The organism is Pseudonocardia lacus, assembly GCF_018531445.1.
GTDB lineage: Bacteria > Actinomycetota > Actinomycetes > Mycobacteriales > Pseudonocardiaceae > Pseudonocardia > Pseudonocardia lacus.
Window position 1 is genome coordinate 1 of record NZ_JAHDTH010000097.1, and the last position, 16,785, is coordinate 16,785.

General features: G+C 71.6%; 19 protein-coding genes. 12 read left to right on the top strand and 7 right to left on the bottom strand.

Translation table 11 applies throughout. The features are described 5' to 3' along the window. Positions 1–132: integrase core domain-containing protein (locus KIK08_RS20415; protein ID WP_214404833.1), on the top strand; the 132-nt coding region annotated here is incomplete at its 5' end. A gap of 11 nt (positions 133–143) precedes the next feature. Here the strand turns inward: KIK08_RS20415 and KIK08_RS20420 are convergent. Then, complete coding sequence (locus KIK08_RS20420) at positions 144–794, bottom strand: maleylpyruvate isomerase family mycothiol-dependent enzyme (RefSeq protein ID WP_214404806.1); 651 nt, start codon at positions 792–794, stop codon at positions 144–146. Between the two features lie 64 nt (positions 795–858). Between KIK08_RS20420 and KIK08_RS20425 the strand changes: the two genes are divergently transcribed. From KIK08_RS20425 to KIK08_RS20465, 9 genes are all read left to right on the top strand, one after another. Further along, positions 859–1,299 (top strand): MarR family winged helix-turn-helix transcriptional regulator, encoded by a 441-nt coding sequence (locus KIK08_RS20425; protein WP_308257758.1) that lies wholly within the window; start codon positions 859–861, stop codon positions 1,297–1,299. A 309-nt stretch (positions 1,300–1,608) separates the two neighbouring features. Further along, entirely contained in the window at positions 1,609–2,685 is a 1,077-nt protein-coding gene (locus tag KIK08_RS20430) for a response regulator (RefSeq protein WP_214404807.1), read from the top strand. Further along, entirely contained in the window at positions 2,682–3,698 is a 1,017-nt protein-coding gene (locus KIK08_RS20435) for an ATP-grasp domain-containing protein (protein ID WP_214404808.1), read from the top strand. The genes KIK08_RS20430 and KIK08_RS20435 overlap by 4 nt, the downstream gene beginning before the upstream one ends. Beyond that, positions 3,695–4,474 (top strand): PHP domain-containing protein, encoded by a 780-nt coding sequence (locus KIK08_RS20440; protein WP_214404809.1) that lies wholly within the window; start codon positions 3,695–3,697, stop codon positions 4,472–4,474. The genes KIK08_RS20435 and KIK08_RS20440 overlap by 4 nt, the downstream gene beginning before the upstream one ends. Then, on the top strand, positions 4,471–5,952 hold the full coding sequence (locus KIK08_RS20445; RefSeq protein ID WP_214404810.1) for a glycosyltransferase family 2 protein: 1,482 nt from the start codon (positions 4,471–4,473) through the stop codon (positions 5,950–5,952). The genes KIK08_RS20440 and KIK08_RS20445 overlap by 4 nt, the downstream gene beginning before the upstream one ends. Further along, positions 5,949–6,152, top strand: a complete 204-nt coding sequence (locus KIK08_RS20450) for a hypothetical protein (protein ID WP_214404811.1) — start codon at positions 5,949–5,951, stop codon at positions 6,150–6,152. Before KIK08_RS20445 ends, KIK08_RS20450 begins: the two co-directional genes overlap by 4 nt. After that, positions 6,149–6,538, top strand: a complete 390-nt coding sequence (locus KIK08_RS20455; RefSeq protein WP_214404812.1) for a response regulator — start codon at positions 6,149–6,151, stop codon at positions 6,536–6,538. Before KIK08_RS20450 ends, KIK08_RS20455 begins: the two co-directional genes overlap by 4 nt. Then, positions 6,535–6,969 (top strand): response regulator, encoded by a 435-nt coding sequence (locus KIK08_RS20460; protein ID WP_214404813.1) that lies wholly within the window; start codon positions 6,535–6,537, stop codon positions 6,967–6,969. Before KIK08_RS20455 ends, KIK08_RS20460 begins: the two co-directional genes overlap by 4 nt. Before the next feature lie 2 nt (positions 6,970–6,971). Next, a complete protein-coding gene (locus tag KIK08_RS20465) occupies positions 6,972–8,801 on the top strand; it encodes a sensor histidine kinase (RefSeq protein WP_214404814.1) in 1,830 nt (609 codons plus the stop codon). Here KIK08_RS20465 and KIK08_RS20470 read toward each other — a convergent pair. Both KIK08_RS20470 and glnA read right to left on the bottom strand, forming a co-directional pair. Then, the gene (locus KIK08_RS20470) at positions 8,790–9,899 is read right to left on the bottom strand and encodes a hypothetical protein (RefSeq protein WP_214404815.1); all 1,110 of its coding nucleotides are present in this window, start codon (positions 9,897–9,899) and stop codon (positions 8,790–8,792) included. The genes KIK08_RS20465 and KIK08_RS20470 overlap by 12 nt on opposite strands. A 252-nt stretch (positions 9,900–10,151) precedes the next feature. Beyond that, positions 10,152–11,573 (bottom strand): type I glutamate--ammonia ligase, encoded by a 1,422-nt coding sequence (gene glnA / locus KIK08_RS20475; RefSeq protein ID WP_214404816.1) that lies wholly within the window; start codon positions 11,571–11,573, stop codon positions 10,152–10,154. 165 nt (positions 11,574–11,738) lie between these two features. Between glnA and KIK08_RS20480 the strand changes: the two genes are divergently transcribed. Next, positions 11,739–12,176, top strand: coding sequence for an RDD family protein (locus tag KIK08_RS20480; protein ID WP_214404817.1), 438 nt, complete (start codon positions 11,739–11,741; stop codon positions 12,174–12,176). Positions 12,177–12,200: 24 nt separating this feature from the next. Here the strand turns inward: KIK08_RS20480 and KIK08_RS20485 are convergent, their stop codons facing one another. Both KIK08_RS20485 and lipA read right to left on the bottom strand, forming a co-directional pair. Further along, positions 12,201–12,980, bottom strand: coding sequence for a DUF4191 domain-containing protein (locus tag KIK08_RS20485; protein ID WP_308257759.1), 780 nt, complete (start codon positions 12,978–12,980; stop codon positions 12,201–12,203). Between the two features lie 55 nt (positions 12,981–13,035). Further along, positions 13,036–14,040, bottom strand: a complete 1,005-nt coding sequence (gene lipA / locus KIK08_RS20490; RefSeq protein WP_214404818.1) for a lipoyl synthase — start codon at positions 14,038–14,040, stop codon at positions 13,036–13,038. A gap of 104 nt (positions 14,041–14,144) precedes the next feature. On the opposite strand from lipA, the gene KIK08_RS20495 reads away from it, so the two are divergent. Then, positions 14,145–15,080, top strand: a complete 936-nt coding sequence (locus tag KIK08_RS20495) for an LLM class F420-dependent oxidoreductase (RefSeq protein WP_214404819.1) — start codon at positions 14,145–14,147, stop codon at positions 15,078–15,080. Between the two features lie 7 nt (positions 15,081–15,087). Here KIK08_RS20495 and KIK08_RS20500 read toward each other — a convergent pair whose 3' ends face one another. Further along, a complete protein-coding gene (locus tag KIK08_RS20500) occupies positions 15,088–15,570 on the bottom strand; it encodes a winged helix-turn-helix domain-containing protein (protein ID WP_214404820.1) in 483 nt (160 codons plus the stop codon). Between the two features lie 22 nt (positions 15,571–15,592). Continuing rightward, entirely contained in the window at positions 15,593–16,723 is a 1,131-nt protein-coding gene (locus tag KIK08_RS20505) for a serine hydrolase (protein WP_214404821.1), read from the bottom strand. Between the last annotated feature and the right edge of the window lie 62 nt (positions 16,724–16,785).

Genomic DNA, 16,785 nt, shown 5'->3' on the forward strand with positions numbered 1-16,785 from the left:
ACCAGCGAGTCGCAGCGACGAAAGGCCCTACCGGGCTGGATCCACGAGTACAACCATCACAGACCCCACACCGCCATCGGACGGGTCCCGCCCATCACCAGGTTGACCAACCTGTCCGGTCAGTACACCTAGTGGCGGGAACCTCACCCGCGGCCGTCCGGTACGCCGACCGCGAGCCGTGCGGTGCCGGGACCGGACAGGCGGGGGAGTGCCGCGGCGGTGCGGCCGGTGGCGAGCAGCAGCAGCGCCTCGGTCGGCCCGTGCACCGCGGGGCCGTCGCCCACCGCCCAGTCGGTGTCGGTCGCGGTCAGCCGGACGCCGGCCAGGGCGCGGCGGGCGTGGAAGGGCCAGCCCATCGTCCACACTCGCTCCAGCCCCGCACGGGCGGCGGCCACGGGCATCGGCAGCGACCGGCCCAGCGGCACCGCGATGTCCTGGGCGTGCACCAGGACGTCGAAGTGCAGGTTGCGGTAGGTCGTGACCACCGGCCGCCGGCGGCTCCCCGCGTGCTCGCGCAGCTGCGCGGCCAGGTCGGCGGGCGCGGCGGCGGCGTGCGCGACGGCCAGGTCGCGGTTGAGCCGGTCGAAGTCGCCCCGGACGCGGACGGCCCCGACGGCCAGTCGTCCCAGGCTGGGCGGCTGGGGTGTCAGGACGAGGTGGGCGACGACGTCGCGCACGCGCCACTGGGCGCACAGCGAGGGGTGCTCCCACTCGTCGTCGGTCAGGTCGTCGAGCAGGTCGGCGAGTTCCCGGCGTTGCCGGGCGATCGTGGCCCAGTGCTGGTCCCGGTCCATCGCGCACCTCCAAGAAGTACGAGAGACTGACTAATTAAGTCAGAGTGTCGTACTATCGTCAACCGTGGACGACCCGGAGCCGCTGAACGTCGGGCTGCTGCTGTTCATCCCGTACCGGGCGATGGAGGCGCGCGTGTTCGCCGGGTTGGCCGCGGCGGGCTTCGACGACTTCACCCCCGCCCAGGCCCGGGTGTTCCAGCGACTGGCCCCGCAGGGCAGCCGGCTCACCGAGCTCGCCGCGCAGGCCGGGCTGACCAAGCAGACCGTCGGCTTCCTGGTCGACCAGCTGGAGCGCGCGGGCTACGTCGAGCGCATGCCGGACCCGCGCGACGGACGGGCGCGGCTGGTGCGGATCGCCGAGCGCGGGTGGCGGACCATCCCGGTGGCGGCGGGCATCGTGGCCGAGGTCGAGGCCGAGTGGGCCGACCACCTCGGGAACCGGCGGATGGAGCAGCTGCGGGCGATCCTCGCCGACCTGCGGACGGTCACCGATCCGTACCGCTAACTCCGCGCAATCCCACTACCGCGCCGAGGATCGCGAAGCTCCTCATGCGCCGGCACCGCATCGGCCGGCCGGGGTGGCATGGAGCGGATCAATGCCGGTCCGACGAACTGGTCGGAGTCGACACCGCACCATCGGGACCCCACCACTCCGTGGTGACGCCACACCGCTGGAAAAGTGACGATGCGTGACCCGTCCCCGGATCAACCGTCACCGATCGAGAGCGTGTCCGGAAGCGTGGGGGTGACACAATCGAGCTCCGACACCGGAAAGCCTCGAGCGTTCCGGGCTGGTTTGTCCTGGGAGCGGCTTGTGCGTGTGTTGGTGGTGGAGGACGATCCCGACCTGGCCGAATACGCCGGTACGGTGCTGCGCCGCAGCGGTGATGTGACGGTCGAGGTGGCGTGCGACGGCCGAATGGCGCTGGAGAGCTTCCGTGCCCGCGGCGCGGATATTCTGATCGCCGACATCGAATTGCCCGGAATGACCGGGATCGAGCTGGCCACCTGTGTCCGTCGCGTTGATCCGGACATGCCGGTCGCGATGATGACCGCGCACGCCACCGTGGATTACGCGGTCAGTGCGCTGCGCAACCAGATCGATGAGTTCCTGGTCAAACCGGTCTCCGCTGCCGATTTCCGGGCCACCCTGCTCGGACTGATCGAGTTGCGCACCGCCCGGAACGCGGCAGCGGTTCGTCCCGTCGTGCTGGCCATCGGCGCGCACCCGGACGATGTGGAGATCGGCGTCGGCGGCCTGCTGGCCGCCCACCGCGCGGCCGGTGATTCGGTGATCATCCTGACGTTGTGCCGCGGCGATCGCGGGGGCGACGCCGAGCACCGGCAGCAGGAGTCGTTGGCCGCCGCCGAGTTGATCGGCGCGCGGCTGTTCCTCGAGGACCTGGTCGACACGAAGATCAGTCCGAGCGACCCGACGGTGAGCATCATCGAGAGGGTCGTCGACGAGGTAGGACCGTCTGTCGTCTACACGCATTCCCGGCACGACCGGCACCAGGATCATCGGGCTGTCCACGACGCGGCGTCGGTCGCGACCCGCCGCGTCCCCACGTTGGCGTGTTACCAGAGCCCTTCCGCGACGGTCGACTTCCACCCGAACCGGTTCGTCCCGATCGACGGGTACACCGACACCAAGCTGGCCTTGTTGGAGTGCTTCTCCACCCAGTCGGGGATCCGGGACTACCTCGAACCGGACTTCGTGCTCGCCACGGCGCGGTACTGGTCGCGGTTCGGTGGTGGCACCAGCTGCGAGCCGCTGGAGGTCATCCGCGACACCCGGGGCTTGATCGGCAGCGGGGCAGCCGAACCGGTCAGGAACGGCCGGGCGCACGCCGACCTGGTCACCGGCGTCGTCGACGAGATCGTCTCGTGACGACGACCGTCCTGGTGACCGGGGTCGGGGGTCCGGCCGGGATCTCGGTCGTCCGATCCCTGCTGGCCCGCCGCGACACCAGGGTGATCGCGGCCGACATGGACCGCTTCGCGAGCGGGCTGTACCTGGTCCCTGCCCAGCAGCGGGTGCTGGTACCCGCGGGGCTCGCGGTGGAGTTCGTCCCCGTGCTGCTCGACTGGTGCCGCTCCCTCGGCGTGGACGTGGTCTTCCCCACCGTGGACGTCGAGCTGCCGATCATCGCCGCGTCGCGGGACGAGTTCTCCGCGATCGGGGTGGCGGTGGCCTCGCCCGGCCTGTCCACGTTGGAGGTCTGCCTGGACAAGTTGGCGCTGGCCGACCGCTGTGCCGGCGTGCTGCCGGTGCCCCGGACCGAGGTGCTCGGCCCGGCGGCCGCCGTCGGGCGGCGGTACCCGGTGGTGGTGAAGCCCCGGCGGGGCGCCGGGTCCCGGGGCATCAGCTTCGTCGGGTCCGAGGCCGAGCTGCTCGCGCTGGGTAGCGACGACGCGTGGCTGGTGCAGGACGTGCTGCCGGGCGCCGAGTTCTCCGTGGATGTGTTCGCCGACATGGTCGGGCACGTCGTCGCCGCCGTCCCGCGTTCCCGGCTGCGGGTGGACTCCGGCGTCTCGGTGGCCGGCGCCACCCTGCACCACGAGGAACTGGAGCAGGCCGCCCGACGGGTCGCGACGGCCATCGGCCTGACCACGGTCGCCAACGTGCAGTTGCGCCGGGACCGCGAAGGGCGGGCAGCGTTGCTGGAGGTGAACCCGCGGTTCCCGGGTGCGATGCCACTGACGATCGCCGCCGGGATCGACATGCCGTCCCTCACCCTGGACGCCGTCCTGGGACGGCCGACACCCACGGCGCTGGATTTCCGCGATGTCGCGGTCGTCCGCTATCTGGAGGACCTGTTCCTGCAGATGCCCGACATCCAGCAGGTGCCCAGCTCGCTCAGCGGCCGGGCCCCCGCGGCGCTCGGGACCAGCCCGGGATGACCCTGCCGGCCTGGGCCGGCCTGGCCGGCGATCATCACGTGCATTCGACGTTCTCCGACGACGCCGAGAGCACCCTGGCCGAGAACGTGGCGGCGGCACGGCAGGCCGGTCTCGACCAGATCCGCCTCGTCGACCACGTACGCGCGTCGACGACCTGGGTCCCGGAGTTCTGCCGCCGGACGGCAGCGCTGCGACCAACGGCCCAGGGCATCACGATCCGGACCGGGGTCGAGGCCAAGATGCTCGATGCCACCGGCCGACTCGATCTCCCGCCGGGGCTGCGCACCGATCCGGACCGGCCCGACCGCGTCGGCCGGGTGCTGATCGCCGACCACCAGTACCCGAGCCCGGTCGGGCCGTGGTCCCCGTCGCGGGTCCTGGACGAGCGGGCGGCGGGGTTGAGCTCGGACGCGATCGTCGACACGCTGGTCGGTGCGATGATCGGCGCGATGGCGGCCGTCGAGCACGCCCAGCTGGCCCATCCGTTCTCGCTGCTGCCCAAGGTGGGGCTGACCGAGGACGATCTGCTCGCCGACCACCTGTCGGCCTTGTGCGCCGCAGCGCTCGCGCACGGCACCTGGGTGGAGATCAACGAGAAGTGGGCCTGCCCCGGGCCACGGGCGATCGAGGCCTTCGCGACCGCGGGGGTCACCCTCGTGGCGTCCACCGACAGCCATCATCACCGGGATGTCGGTCGGTACGACCGGGTCGTCGACCTGTCCCGGTCCCTCGCCGATGCGCAGGTCGTGGACCCCTTGTCGGCCGGCGGGCGATGACGGTGTGGACCGGTGTCCTCAGCTGGGTACTGGTGATCCTCGTCGTCGTGGGCGTGATCCCGGTGGCGGCCGGCCTGTACCAGTTCCTGCTCATCCCGTTCCACGCGATCCGCAACCACTACCCGGAAGCGGCGCCCTACTTCCCCCGGGTCGCGGTCGTCGTGCCGGCGTGGAACGAGGGTGCCGTCGTCGGTGCGTCGATCGACCGCCTGGTGCGGTTGCAGTACCCGCCTGATCGGCTCCGCGTCTACGTGGTCGACGACGCCAGCACGGACGACACCCCCCAGGTCGTCCTCGAGCGCGCGGCCCGGTACCCGGGCCGGGTCTTCCACCTGCGTCGGGACCAGGGTGGCCAGGGCAAGGCGCACACCCTGAACCACGGTCTGTCGATCCTGCTCGCGGGGACGTGGGTCGAAGCGGTGCTGATCATGGACGCGGACGTGATCTACCAGCCGGACTCGCTGCGCAAGATGACCCGGCACCTCAGCGATCCCCGGGTCGGTGCGGTGACGGCGTTCATCCGTGAGGGGGGTGTGGACCCCGGGTACCTGACGCGGTTCATCGGCTACGAGTACGTCGCCGCTCAAGCGGCGGCCCGACGGGCCCAGAACGTGCTCGGAGTCCTGGCGTGCCTCGCCGGCGGCGCGCAACTGCACTCCCGGGAGAACCTCGAGGCGATCGGCGGGCGCATCGACACCACGACGCTGGCCGAGGACACGGTGTCGACGATCCTGACGCAGCTGAACGGTCGACGGGTGGTCTTCGAGCCCTACGCCGTCGTCCTGGCCGAGGAGCCGGAGGGCATCGGAGCGCTGTGGAAGCAGCGGTTGCGATGGGGTCGCGGCAACGTCCAGGTCACCAGGCGGTTCTCCGGGCTGTGGTTCCGGCCCTGGAAGCACCGCGGACTGGGCGGCTTCTCGTTCGGGATCATCTGGTTCTCGGTGCTCCTGCTGCCGTTCGCCATGGTGCTCTCGTCCGTCGGCCTGATCGGTCTGCACTTCCTCGACAACGACCTGGCGACGAGCATCTTCGAGGAGCTCTGGTTCCTCGCGTTGTGCACCTACCTCTTCATCACGGCGATGACTGTCCAGCTCGATCCGACGACCGGTCGGCGTAGTTGGCGGGAGGCCATCGCTTTCCCGGGGATCATCTCGCTGCTGGTGATGGTCACCGCCTTCTCCCCGGAACTGCTCACCCGGACGGTTCCGGGATTGTTCGGACTGCGGATGGAGCCCATCGGCGAGGACGCCATCACCTTGTTCCTCTACGCCTGGTTGTCGCTGTGCATGCCGGCGGCGTGGCTGGCGAAGCGGGCGGAGGCGACCAAGCTGGGCAAGGTGCTCTCGCCGGCCCTGCTCTACCTCGTCGGATACGGACCGTTGCTGTGCGCCATCACCGTCGACTCCTACATCAAGGAGATCAGGGGTGCCGCTCAGGTGTGGGACAAGACCGAGAAGGTGGGGAAGGTGATGGCATGACCGGGCGGCACAGGGCAACTCGGCGGGCCCCGACTGCGAAGCCCGCGGCCGGGGCGGTCGGCTCCGCCCTGCCGGAGCAGGCCCCCCTGAGGGCCGAGATCGGTGCGGACAGACGTCACGAGCGGTTCCTGGTCAGGGCCGCCCTCATCGCTGCGATCCTCGTCGCCGTAGTGATCACGACGCGGGTGATCTGGCTGTGACGACGTCGGACGCGGTGCGCGCCGCCACCAGGTGCCCGACCGTCCTGGTCGTCGACGACGACCCCGACCAGTTGGGCCTGATCACCACGTTCCTCAACCGCGAGGGCTGCACCGTGATCGCGGCGGCCAGCGGCGAGCACGCCCTGTCCCTCCTCTCGGACGTCCCGGTCGACCTGATCATCGTGGATCTGCTGCTACCGGGTGTCGACGGCTGGCAGCTGGCGGTCGAGTTGAGGAAGCGGTTGCCCGGCTGCCCGGTGGCCATCTCGTCCGTGCTGGACGTCGAGGACTACCCGAGTGCGGAGGAGTTGTTGCCCAAGCCGGTGACCCGGGCCCAGATCGCCGCGCTCCTGTCGCGCCGGATACCCGATCGGGCCTGCCCGTGAGCAGCGGCGGCACCGTGGTCATCGCCGATGACGACCCCGACATCCGCGCGCTGATCGCCCTCTCGGTGACCCGGGCCGGGGCCGTCGTCGCCGCTGACGTGTCCACCGGCGGTGCCGCGCTGGACGCGATCAGGCGGTGCGTCCCCGATCTGGCGATCCTGGACGTCTCGATGCCGGGGATGACCGGACTGCAGGTGTGCCGGGCAGTTCGTGCGGACCCGGCGACCAGCGACGTCCGCGTACTGGTGCTGTCGGCGGCCGTTGACGCGGCGGCAGTGGCCGAGGGTGGAGCCGCCGGTGCCGACGCCTACGAGCTCAAGCCCTTCAGCCCTCGCACGTTGGCTGAACGCGTCCGCGAGCTGGTGCGGCCCCGGCCGCCGCGAGCGACCGGCAGCGAATCCGCGACCCGCTTCGTGGCACCGGAGGAGTAGGAATGGGCAGCTTCGCTTCCGGTTTCTGGCTCCCGCGCGGCGTCGGGGGTCGACTGCGTCTTCTCGCCAATGACTCGGACATACTTGCGGGGCGCCAGCTCGGCATTCTCGCGGTCTACCTGCTGGCGCACCTGATGTTCCTGGTGCCGGGGGTCGGGGTCACCGACGGGCAGGCGTGGGTCGTCGGGCTCGCCGCGGCCTTGATGGCCGGCGCAACCGCTACGGCGTTCGTCCTGCGCCTCCCGGGCATGCCGGTCCGGGCGGTCATGGTGATACCCCTGCTCGACCTGGTCGCGATCGGCTTCCTGCGGGCCGGGACGGGCGGCGCGGGTTCGGTCTTCGCGGCGCTGTTGATCCTGCCGGTGCTCCTGCTGGGTGTGCAGCCGGGCATGCTGCCGCTGTTCATCGGTACACCGTTGATCGTCGGCGTCGTCTTCCTCCCGCAGTTGTTCGATCCGACCAGCATGGCCGACGGTCAGTGGATCCGCGCCATCTTCACGCCGCTGATCCTCGTGATCAGCGCGCTGTGGATCCATGGGCTCAAGCACCGACTGAACTCCCGGGTCGAGGCCGTTCAAGTCCTGCGACGAAAACAGGAGGAGTTGCTGGCCGAGGCGCAGGACAACGCGACGGCGAGCATCGCGGCATCCAACCTCATCCAGGAGTCGGCCCACCAGATGGCCGGTGTGCTCGACGCCGTGACCGAGCAGTCGATCATCGGCACCGATCTCTGCGGCCGGATCGACGTGTTCAACACCGGGGCCCAGAAGATGCTCGGTGTCGCCGCGCACGAGGTGGTCGGTCGCCGCAACGTCGTCGACTTCCACCTGCCCGACGAACTCAGCCGCCGGGCGGGTGAGGATCCGGGTGACACCCGCAGCCCGCTGACGGCTCCGGTCGGCGACGGGGACGCCGACGTCCAGGACTGGACGTACCGGCGGGCGGACGGGTCGACCCTGCGGGTGCGGGTCGCGATCACGGCTCGACACGATGCGGCGGGCGACGTCGAGGGCTACCTGTACGTCGCGACCGACGTCACCGAGGAACGGCGCCAGGCCAGGTCGAAGGACGAGTTCGTCAACCTGATCTCGCACGAACTGCGCACGCCGCTCAGTTCGATCCTGGGGTACCTCGAGCTCATCAGCGACGACGACGAGCATCCGCTGACGGCGGAGCAGACGACGTACCTCGCGACCATCGAGCGGAACGCGCAGCGACTGCTCCGCCTGGTGTCCGACCTGCTGTTCACCGCGCAGGTGGAATCCGGTCGGTTCGCGCTGCAGGAGAGCGATGTCGACCTGGGGACCGTGGTCAGCGCCTCGCTGGAGGCGGCGAGGCCGGTGGCGACGGCGCGGGACGTCAGCGTCGTCCTGTCGCGCCCGGCGACCGCGCCGCACGTCTGGGGGGATGCGACCAGGTTGGGTCAGGCCGTCGACAACCTCGTGTCCAACGCCATCAAGTTCACCCCGCCCGGTGGGCGGGTCGCCATCACGCTGAGCACCACCGCCGGAGACGATCCGGAGCGCGAGATGGCGCTCATCTCGGTCAGTGACACCGGTATCGGCATCCCGGCGGACGAGATCGACCGGCTGTTCTCGCGGTTCTTCCGGGCGTCGACCGCGGTCCAGTTCGCGGTGCCCGGTGTCGGGTTGGGTCTCACCATCACCCAGGCGATCGCGGTCGCTCACCACGGCACCATCCGGGTCGCCAGCACCGTGGGCGAAGGCACCACGTTCGCCCTCGCCCTACCGCTCACGCCGGTCGACGATCCGGTCGAAGCGCCACCACCGGCCGACGGCGTTCGGGCCGGCGGTCTCCCCTCACGGGGCTGACCACAGCGAATCCGCGTGGTGGGGGCGGCCGGCCAGGATGAACCAGGTGGTGGCGGCGACCGAGGACTCCGTGGACAACTCGCGATCGACATCTGCCGAACTCGCCATCGGCATCGATCCGTCCGGGCGTTGAGCCGCCGCGAGGCCCGCCATGGTGTCGGCGTACCCGGCACCACCGTGGCGGGCCCGGGCGAGAGCCACCCCGAAGGACCCCTCCAGCCACACCGACGGCACCGGGTTCGGCACCGCCGATTGCGGTCGGAAGGCCAGGTAGCCCGACAGGGACCGATCGGACACCGCGAATGCGGCCGTCCGACCCAACGACGCGTCGGCGTGCTCGGGGCGTCCGACCGCGTCGAGGAAGATCGCCCCCCAGGAGTTGACGTCCAACGGCTCGACCCGGTCCGGACCTTCCGGTCGCATGCCCTGGAGGAAGCCACCGTCGCTCGGATCCCACAGGATGCCGAGGATGGCGTCGCGCAACGTGTCGGCGGCCGCGGTGCATCGCGGGCAGTTCAGCGCCTCTCCCGCCCGCGACAGCGAATGCCAGGCATCGAGGTTGTGCTCGGTGGAGGCGAACGGCAGCCGAGTGCCTCGTCCGGCCCCGTCCTGATCCCAACCGCCGGTGAGCAGGCCGGCCATGGGACCGCCGGGCAGTTGCTGACGGAGGAGCCAGTCGGTGGCCCGATCGGCGGCCCGCCGGATCGCCGGTGCATCCGGCTCCGACTCCCGTGTCCGGTGCAGGTAGCTCAGCAATGAGTACAGCGCGATCGCCGTGTTGCCCGTGCGGTAGATCGGTTCACCGCCGGCCGGGTTCGATCGGAGTGCCGATGAGACGAATCCGCCGGCCTGCTGACCGGACTGCGTCTGCAGCGCGACCAGTCCGCGAGCCAGGACCGGAGCGGTGGTCAGGTCGTCCATCACCAGCGCACTCTGCAGTGCCAGTGCCTGGTCGTAGGCGTAGCTGCGGGCGTCCTCGCTGGGATACGCCCGGTGCGGGACCAGAGTCGTCGACGATTCGACACGGGTGGGTGACCGGAGCATCGACCGGACCCACGACCAAGCCCGGTGGGCCCCCTCGTCGTCCCGGGACGTCATGGGATGTGGTGCTCCTTCGCCCCGGCCCGGGCCGTGGACAGCCCGGGCTCGGCCGGCGACGGCGGAATTCCAGCGGCATCCGTGCACGCGGCCTGTCGCCTGCGCCCACTCGTCCAGCCGGCGGTCCGCTGCCGGGTCGGACAGGCACCCCGAAGACAAGAAACGGCGGTTGACCGTGGCTGACGCCGGAAGACGTCTCCGCAGGTCAACCGCCGTTTCCGGGGTGCCTAGCTGCTCGACGAGCGCCCAGGATCAGACGTCGTAGTACAGCGCGAACTCGTACGGGTGCGGGCGCAGCCGCAGCGGGTCGATTTCGTTGTCCCGCTTGAGCTGGATCCAGGTCTCGATGAGGTCCGGCGTGAAGACCCCGCCCTCGAGCAGGTAGTCGTGGTCGGCCTCGAGGCGGTCGATCACGGCGGGCAGGCTGCTGGGGACCTGGGCGATGTCCTTGGCCTCCTCGGGCGGGAGCTCGTAGAGGTCCTTGTCGACCGGGGCCGGCGGCTCGATCTTGTTCTTGATGCCGTCCATGCCGGCCATCATCATCGCGGCGAACGCCAGGTACGGGTTGCCCGAGGAGTCGGGGCAGCGGAACTCCAGGCGCTTGGCCTTGGGGTTGTTGCCCGACAGCGGGATCCGGATGCAGGCCGAGCGGTTGCGGGCCGAGTAGACCAGGTTGACCGGGGCCTCGAAGCCGGGGACCAGGCGGTGGTAGGAGTTCACCGTCGGGTTGGTGAAGGCCAGCAGGCTCGGGGCGTGGTGGAGCAGGCCGCCGATGTAGTAGCGCGCCAGGTCCGACAGGCCGCCGTAGCCGGCCTCGTCGTGGAACAGCGGCGCGCCGTCCTTCCACAGCGACTGGTGGGCGTGCATGCCCGAACCGTTGTCGCCGAACAGGGGCTTGGGCATGAAGGTGACGGTCTTGCCGGCGTGCCAGGCGGTGTTCTTGATGATGTACTTGAACAGCTGGATGTCGTCGGCCGCGTGCAGCAGCGTGTTGAACTTGTAGTTGATCTCGGCCTGGCCTGCGGTGCCGACCTCGTGGTGGCCGCGCTCGATCTGGAAGCCGGCGTTGGTCAGGTTGGTGACCATGTCGTCGCGCAGGTCGGCGTAGTGGTCGACCGGGGGCACCGGGAAGTAGCCGCCCTTGTAGTTGACCTTGTAGCCGAGGTTGCCGCCCGGCTCGTCGCGGCCGGTGTTCCACCAGCCCTCGACGGAGTCGATGTGGCTGAACTGCTCGTGCGGCTCGGACCCGAAGCGCACCGAGTCGAAGATGTAGAACTCGGCCTCGGCCCCGAAGTAGCAGGTGTCGGCGACGCCGGACGCGGCCAGGTACTCCTCGGCCTTGCGGGCGACGTTGCGCGGGTCGCGGCTGTAGGGCTCGCCCGTGATCGGGTCGTGCACGAAGAAGTTGATGTTGAGCGTCTTGTGCTTGCGGAACGGGTCCAGGCGGGCCGTGGCGGCGTCCGCGAACAGCGCCATGTCGGACTCGTTGATGGCCTGGAAGCCGCGCACGGACGATCCGTCGAAGGCGACACCGTCCTCGAGGATGTCGGCCGCGGTGGTGGCGGGGACGGTGAGGTGTTGCATCACACCCGGAAGGTCGCAGAACCGGACATCGACGTACTCGACCTTCTCGTCCGAGATGTACTTCAGGATCTCTTCGGAGTTGTTGAACACCCTCACTGGCTCCTTCGATCGACGCGTAGCTTGGCGCGACGCTAGGACCGCCGTGTTGCCCGTCGGTCTCTCACCGGTTTCACAGACGTTAACTGCCTCGTCAGCGGGGAGTGACGACCCACACGGGCATACCCTAGGGCCATGAGCCGTCCGGAGGAGCGCTGAATGCCCGGGTCTGCCCGCGATGCGACGAACGACTACCCCGGACGCCAGTTCGGGCTGCCCGAGCGGGGTGTGAGCTCGGCGGCCGGGTTCGGCAGGCGGCTCGCCGCGATCGCCGTCGACTGGGCACTCGCGATGCTGGTCTCGGCCCTGTTCGTGGGCCCCGACCCGCTGACCGCGCCGGGGTTCAACTGGTGGGTGCTGGGGGTGTGGTTCCTGCTCACCGCGGCGCCGGTGGCGGTGTTCGGGGCGAGCGCTGGCATGACGGCGGTCGGCATCCGGGTCGCCTCGATCGACTCGGCGCCGGTCGTCGGGGTCCCGCGCGCGGTGCTGCGCACCGCGATGACCGCGGTCGTCGTGCCGCCCCTGCTGCGCGACGCCGACGGCCGCGGCTGGCACGACCGGGCCGCCCGGACGATCGTCGTGCGCACCCGCGACTGACGGGCCGCCGACGCCGGGGGAGGGTCAGCGGCGGCGGACGGTGCGCTGGACGCTGCGCATCTTCGCCCCGGCTGGCATCGGGCCCTTGGGCAGCGCCGCGGCCCGCGAGCCGAGCGCGGCCAGCCGGGCCTCGATGGTCTCCATCTCCTTGGGCGTGATGTTGCGGGGCAGCTTCATGAGGTGGCGCTGCAGCTTCTTGAGCGGCACCTGGCCCTCGTCGTTGCCCACGACCACGTCGTAGATCGGGATGGTGCCCGCCACGCGCGCGGTGCGCTTCTTCTCCTGCGCGAGCAGGCTCTTCACCCGGTGCGGGGCGCCCTCGGCGACCAGGATGATGCCCGGGCGGCCGATCACCCGGTGCACGGCGTCGAGGTGGGTGGTGCCGGCGATGCCGGCGGTGACCCGCCAGCGCCCGCGCATGTTGTCCAGCGCCCATCCCGCCGCGCCGGGCTGGCCGTCGGCCTTGCTGTAGACCGAGCTCTGCACCCGCCGGCCGAACACGCTGATCGCGGCCAGGATGCCGACGGCGATGCCGATGGGCAGCAGGAACCACTCGATGCCCAGCAGCCAGCCGATGCCGAAGACCACCAGCACCGAGGCCAGGAAGACGCCGACCATCCAGGGGATGAGCGCCTTGTCCTCCTTGCGCTGCATCTTGAAGGCTTCCCAGATCTGGCGGCGCCGGGCCTTCGACTCGGCGCGCTTGGCCTTGCGGGCCTCCTTCTGCGCGGCCTTGTTCGCGGCGACCTTGGTCGCCGACCTGTCCTTCGCCTTGCCAGCCTTGTCCGGCTTCCCACCCGCCACGCGGCCAGGATACTTGTCCGCGCTGGTCGAGCGCGGGGCGGCGGCCCGGGAGCCGCTACCGGCGGGCGAGCAGCGCGCTGGCCTCCTGCGCGGCGGTGCCCTCGGCGGCCAGGTGCTCCAGGCCCTCGGGAAGCTCCTCACCCCGCCGCTGCACCGTCTGGGCGTAGAGGCGCCCGGCGCGGTACGACGAACGGACCAGCGGACCGGCCATGACGCCGGCGAAGCCCATCTCCTCGGCCGCCTTCGCGTGCTCGACGAACTCCTCGGGCTTGACCCAGCGCTCGACCGGGTGGTGGCGCTTCGAGGGCCGCAGGTACTGGGTGATCGTGATGATCTCGCAACCGGCGTCGTGCAGGTCGCGCAGCGCGGCGGTGACCTCGTCGGGGGTCTCGCCCATGCCCAGGATCAGGTTGGACTTGGTCACCAGGCCGGCGGCGCGGGCCTTGGTGATGACCTCCAGCGAGCGCGCGTAGCGGAACGCGGGCCGGATGCGCTTGAAGATCCGCGGCACGGTCTCCAGGTTGTGGGCCAGTACCTCCGGGCGCGAGCCGAAGACCTCGCCGAGCTGGTCGTCGCGGGAGTTGAAGTCCGGGATGAGCAGCTCGACGCCGGTGCCGGGGTTCATGGCGTGGATCCGGCGCACGGTCTCGGCGTAGAGCCAGGCCCCGCCGTCCTCCAGGTCGTCGCGGGCGACGCCGGTGACCGTGGAGTAGCGCAGGCCCATCTGCTGCACGGACTCGGCGACGCGGCGGGGCTCGTCGCGGTCCAACGGGGCCGGCTTGCCGGTGTCGATCTGGCAGAAGTCGCACCGGCGGGTGCACTGCTCGCCGCCGATGAGGAAGGTGGCCTCGCGGTCCTCCCAGCACTCGTAGATGTTGGGGCAGCCGGCCTCCTCGCAGACGGTGTGCAGGCCGCCGGAGCGCACGAGGGACTTGAGCTCGGTGTACTGCGGGCCGGTGCGGGCCGTCGTGCGGATCCACGGTGGCTTGCGCTCGATCGGGGTCTCGCTGTTGCGGACCTCGAGGCGCAGGAGCTTGCGACCCTCTGGTGCGATCGTCACGCCCGCAAGGCTACGCCGCGGCGGTGATCGCGGCCTCGGGCCGGATCCGCCGGCCAGTGAGGCCACCCGGTGGTGCGGTGCGGAGATGGCATAGCGTCGACCGGGTGGACCTGAGGATCTTCACCGAGCCCCAGCAGGGGGCCGGCTACGACGACCTGCTGAGCGTCGCGCGGACGGCCGAGGCGGCCGGCTACGACGCGTTCTTCCGGTCCGACCACTACCTGGTGATGGGCAACGCCTCGGGCGAGCCCGGTCCCACCGACGCCTGGATCACCCTGGCCGGGCTGGCCCGCGACACCGAGCGCATCCGCCTCGGCACGCTGGTCAACTCCGCGACGTTCCGGCTGCCCGGTCCGCTGGCCATCGCGGTGGCCCAGGTCGACCAGATGTCGCGGGGCCGGGTCGAGCTGGGCCTGGGCGCCGGCTGGTTCGAGCGCGAGCACGCCGCGTACGGGATCCCGTTCCCGGAGCTCGGGGAGCGCTTCGACCGGCTCGCCGAGCAGTTGGAGATCGTCACCGGGCTGTGGGGCACGCTGCCCGGCGAGCGGTTCGGGTTCGCCGGGGCCCACTACGCGCTCGAGGACTCGCCCGCCCTGCCCAAGCCCGTGCAGCGACCGCGGCCGCCGGTGATCGTCGGCGGGCACGGCAAGAAGCGCACCCCGGAGCTGGCCGCCCGGTTCGCCGACGAGTTCAACGTCGCGTTCTCCGCGCCCGACGCCGTCGCCGCCCAGTTCGAGCGCGTCGAGGCGGCATGCCGGGCCATCGGGCGCGACCCGGGCGAGCTGGTGCGCTCGATCGCCCAGGTGATCTGCGTCGGCCGGGACGACGCCGAGGTCGCCAAGCGCGCGCTGACCCTCGGCCGCGACGAGGCGGAGCTGCGGGAGAGCGGCCTGGCCGGCACCCCGGCCGAGGTCGTCGACAAGCTGGGCCGGTGGCGCGAGCAGACCGGGGCCACCCGCGTCTACCTGCAGCTGCTCGACCTCGGCGACCTCGACCAGGTCGAGCTCGTCGCCGCCGAGGTGGCGCCCCAGCTGGGCTGAGGGGCGCTCAGCGCAGCTGCCCCGCGACGTCGGCGGCCGCGGTGAGCAGCACCAGCGTCGGCACCACGGCCCGGCCGGCGACCCGGTAGGAGCCGCGGGTGTCCTGCTCCACCAGGCCGCTGTGGGTCAGCGAGCGCAGGTGGTGGTAGAGCTGGCCGGTCGAGGCCAGCTCCGCCGCCGCCTGCAGCGCCGCGGTTCCGCTGGGTCCTCCGGCCAACAGTGCGCGCACGATCCGCACGCGGGCCGGGTGGCCGAGCGCGGCCAGCACGGCCAGTCGCGGCTCGTCGTCGAGGTCCAGCGCCTCGGCGGCGTCGCAGGCGATGGACCAGGTGACGTCGCCGTGCAGGTGCACGTCGCCGGCGTAGCGCACGACGCCGGCCGCGGCCGGCGGCGCGGCGGGCTCGACCGGTGCCGGCGCGGCGCCCTCCAGCACGGCCACGCGGCGCTCCAGCGCGGCCAGCCGGTCGAGCACTGCGGGGTCGTCGCTCACGGGTGCAGCATGCCCGGGCGGCTCAGGACCCGCCCACGGCGGCGCGCAGCCGGTCGCGCAGGCCCGGGTCGAGCAGCACCTGCTGGGTGAGCCCCAGCCAGGCCGACGAGGCCACCAGCTCCTGGTACGGCGCCCGGTCCAGGCCGGACAGGCTCAGCACCGACAGCCCCGTGGTGCCGTCGGCGCGCCGCAGGGTGAACGCGTTCGTGATCAGCCCGGCGTAGTTGCCGCCCTTCTGGCCGGCGCCGAGCACGCCGGCGGGCAGGCGCCCGGTCAGCGCCCGCTCCAGGTGCCGGCGCACCGTGGCCGACACCTCCGGCCCGAGCGCGTCGGTCGCCGCCGCCCGGTGCACCCCGGCCAACTGCCGCGCCGCCGCCGCGGGGGAGCCGTCCCACCAGCGCAGGACGGCGCGCAGCGTGGGGTCGTCCAGGCCGGCGGTGGGGTCGTCGGTCGGGGTCGCGCCGGCCTGCCGCACGGCGGCCGCGTGGGCGGCCCGGCGCGCGGGATCTCCGGCGTAGGCGCGACCGGCGTCCAGCACCGCGGTGGGCCGGTCGGTGCCCGGGGGCACGGCGTCGAACGCCAGGACCTCGCCGGCGAAGCAGGGCAGCTCGACGGGGCTCCAGCCGGTCGCCGCGGCCGCCGCGACCAGCGCGTCGTCGCCGAGTTCGGCGCGCAGCAGGTCGGCGGCGGCGTTGTCGCTCAGGTCGATCATCACCGCGGCGATGCCGTCCCAGGTCACCACGCCGTCCGGCACGGCTCCGAGCGCCTGCGCAGCGGCGGGGTGCGTGTCCGTCGCCGCCCCCGAGGGCACGTACCAGGCCTCCCACGCGGCGACCGGGACCGGTCCGTCCGGGTCGAGCCGGCCGGCGGCGACCGCCTGCGCGTACGCGACGAGGTGCACGACCTTGTTCGCGGAGGCGACCGGCCGGGGGCGGTCGGCGAGGTGCTCGACCAGGGTGCCGCGGCCGTCGTCGACCAGCAGGGACGCCCGATCGGGTCGTGCGGCGATCCAGTCCACGAGGGCGTCGGGGGTGTCGGGTGGCCCAGGTGGCGCGCTCGCGGGTGGTGGTGCGGGCGCAGCGGGGCGGGCGCAACCGGCCGCGGCGGCGAACGCGGTGGTCAGGGCGAGCATCCGACGACGGGTGAGCGGCATGATGTCCTCCGTAATTCCGGAATTACGGACAAGCCTACGCCATGGGCGGCCGAGGGCGGGGC

Excerpts from the sequence above, each read along its gene's own strand:
- KIK08_RS20420 (WP_214404806.1), bottom strand. The coding sequence starts at position 794 with ATGGACCGGGACCAGCACTGGGCCACGATCGCCCGGCAACGCCGGGAA.
- KIK08_RS20440 (WP_214404809.1), top strand. The coding sequence starts at position 3,695 with ATGACCCTGCCGGCCTGGGCCGGCCTGGCCGGCGATCATCACGTGCAT.
- KIK08_RS20445 (WP_214404810.1), top strand. The coding sequence starts at position 4,471 with ATGACGGTGTGGACCGGTGTCCTCAGCTGGGTACTGGTGATCCTCGTC.
- KIK08_RS20450 (WP_214404811.1), top strand. The coding sequence starts at position 5,949 with ATGACCGGGCGGCACAGGGCAACTCGGCGGGCCCCGACTGCGAAGCCC.
- KIK08_RS20465 (WP_214404814.1), top strand. The coding sequence starts at position 6,972 with ATGGGCAGCTTCGCTTCCGGTTTCTGGCTCCCGCGCGGCGTCGGGGGT.
- KIK08_RS20470 (WP_214404815.1), bottom strand. The coding sequence starts at position 9,899 with ATGACGTCCCGGGACGACGAGGGGGCCCACCGGGCTTGGTCGTGGGTC.
- KIK08_RS20480 (WP_214404817.1), top strand. The coding sequence starts at position 11,739 with ATGCCCGGGTCTGCCCGCGATGCGACGAACGACTACCCCGGACGCCAG.
- KIK08_RS20505 (WP_214404821.1), bottom strand. The coding sequence starts at position 16,723 with ATGCCGCTCACCCGTCGTCGGATGCTCGCCCTGACCACCGCGTTCGCC.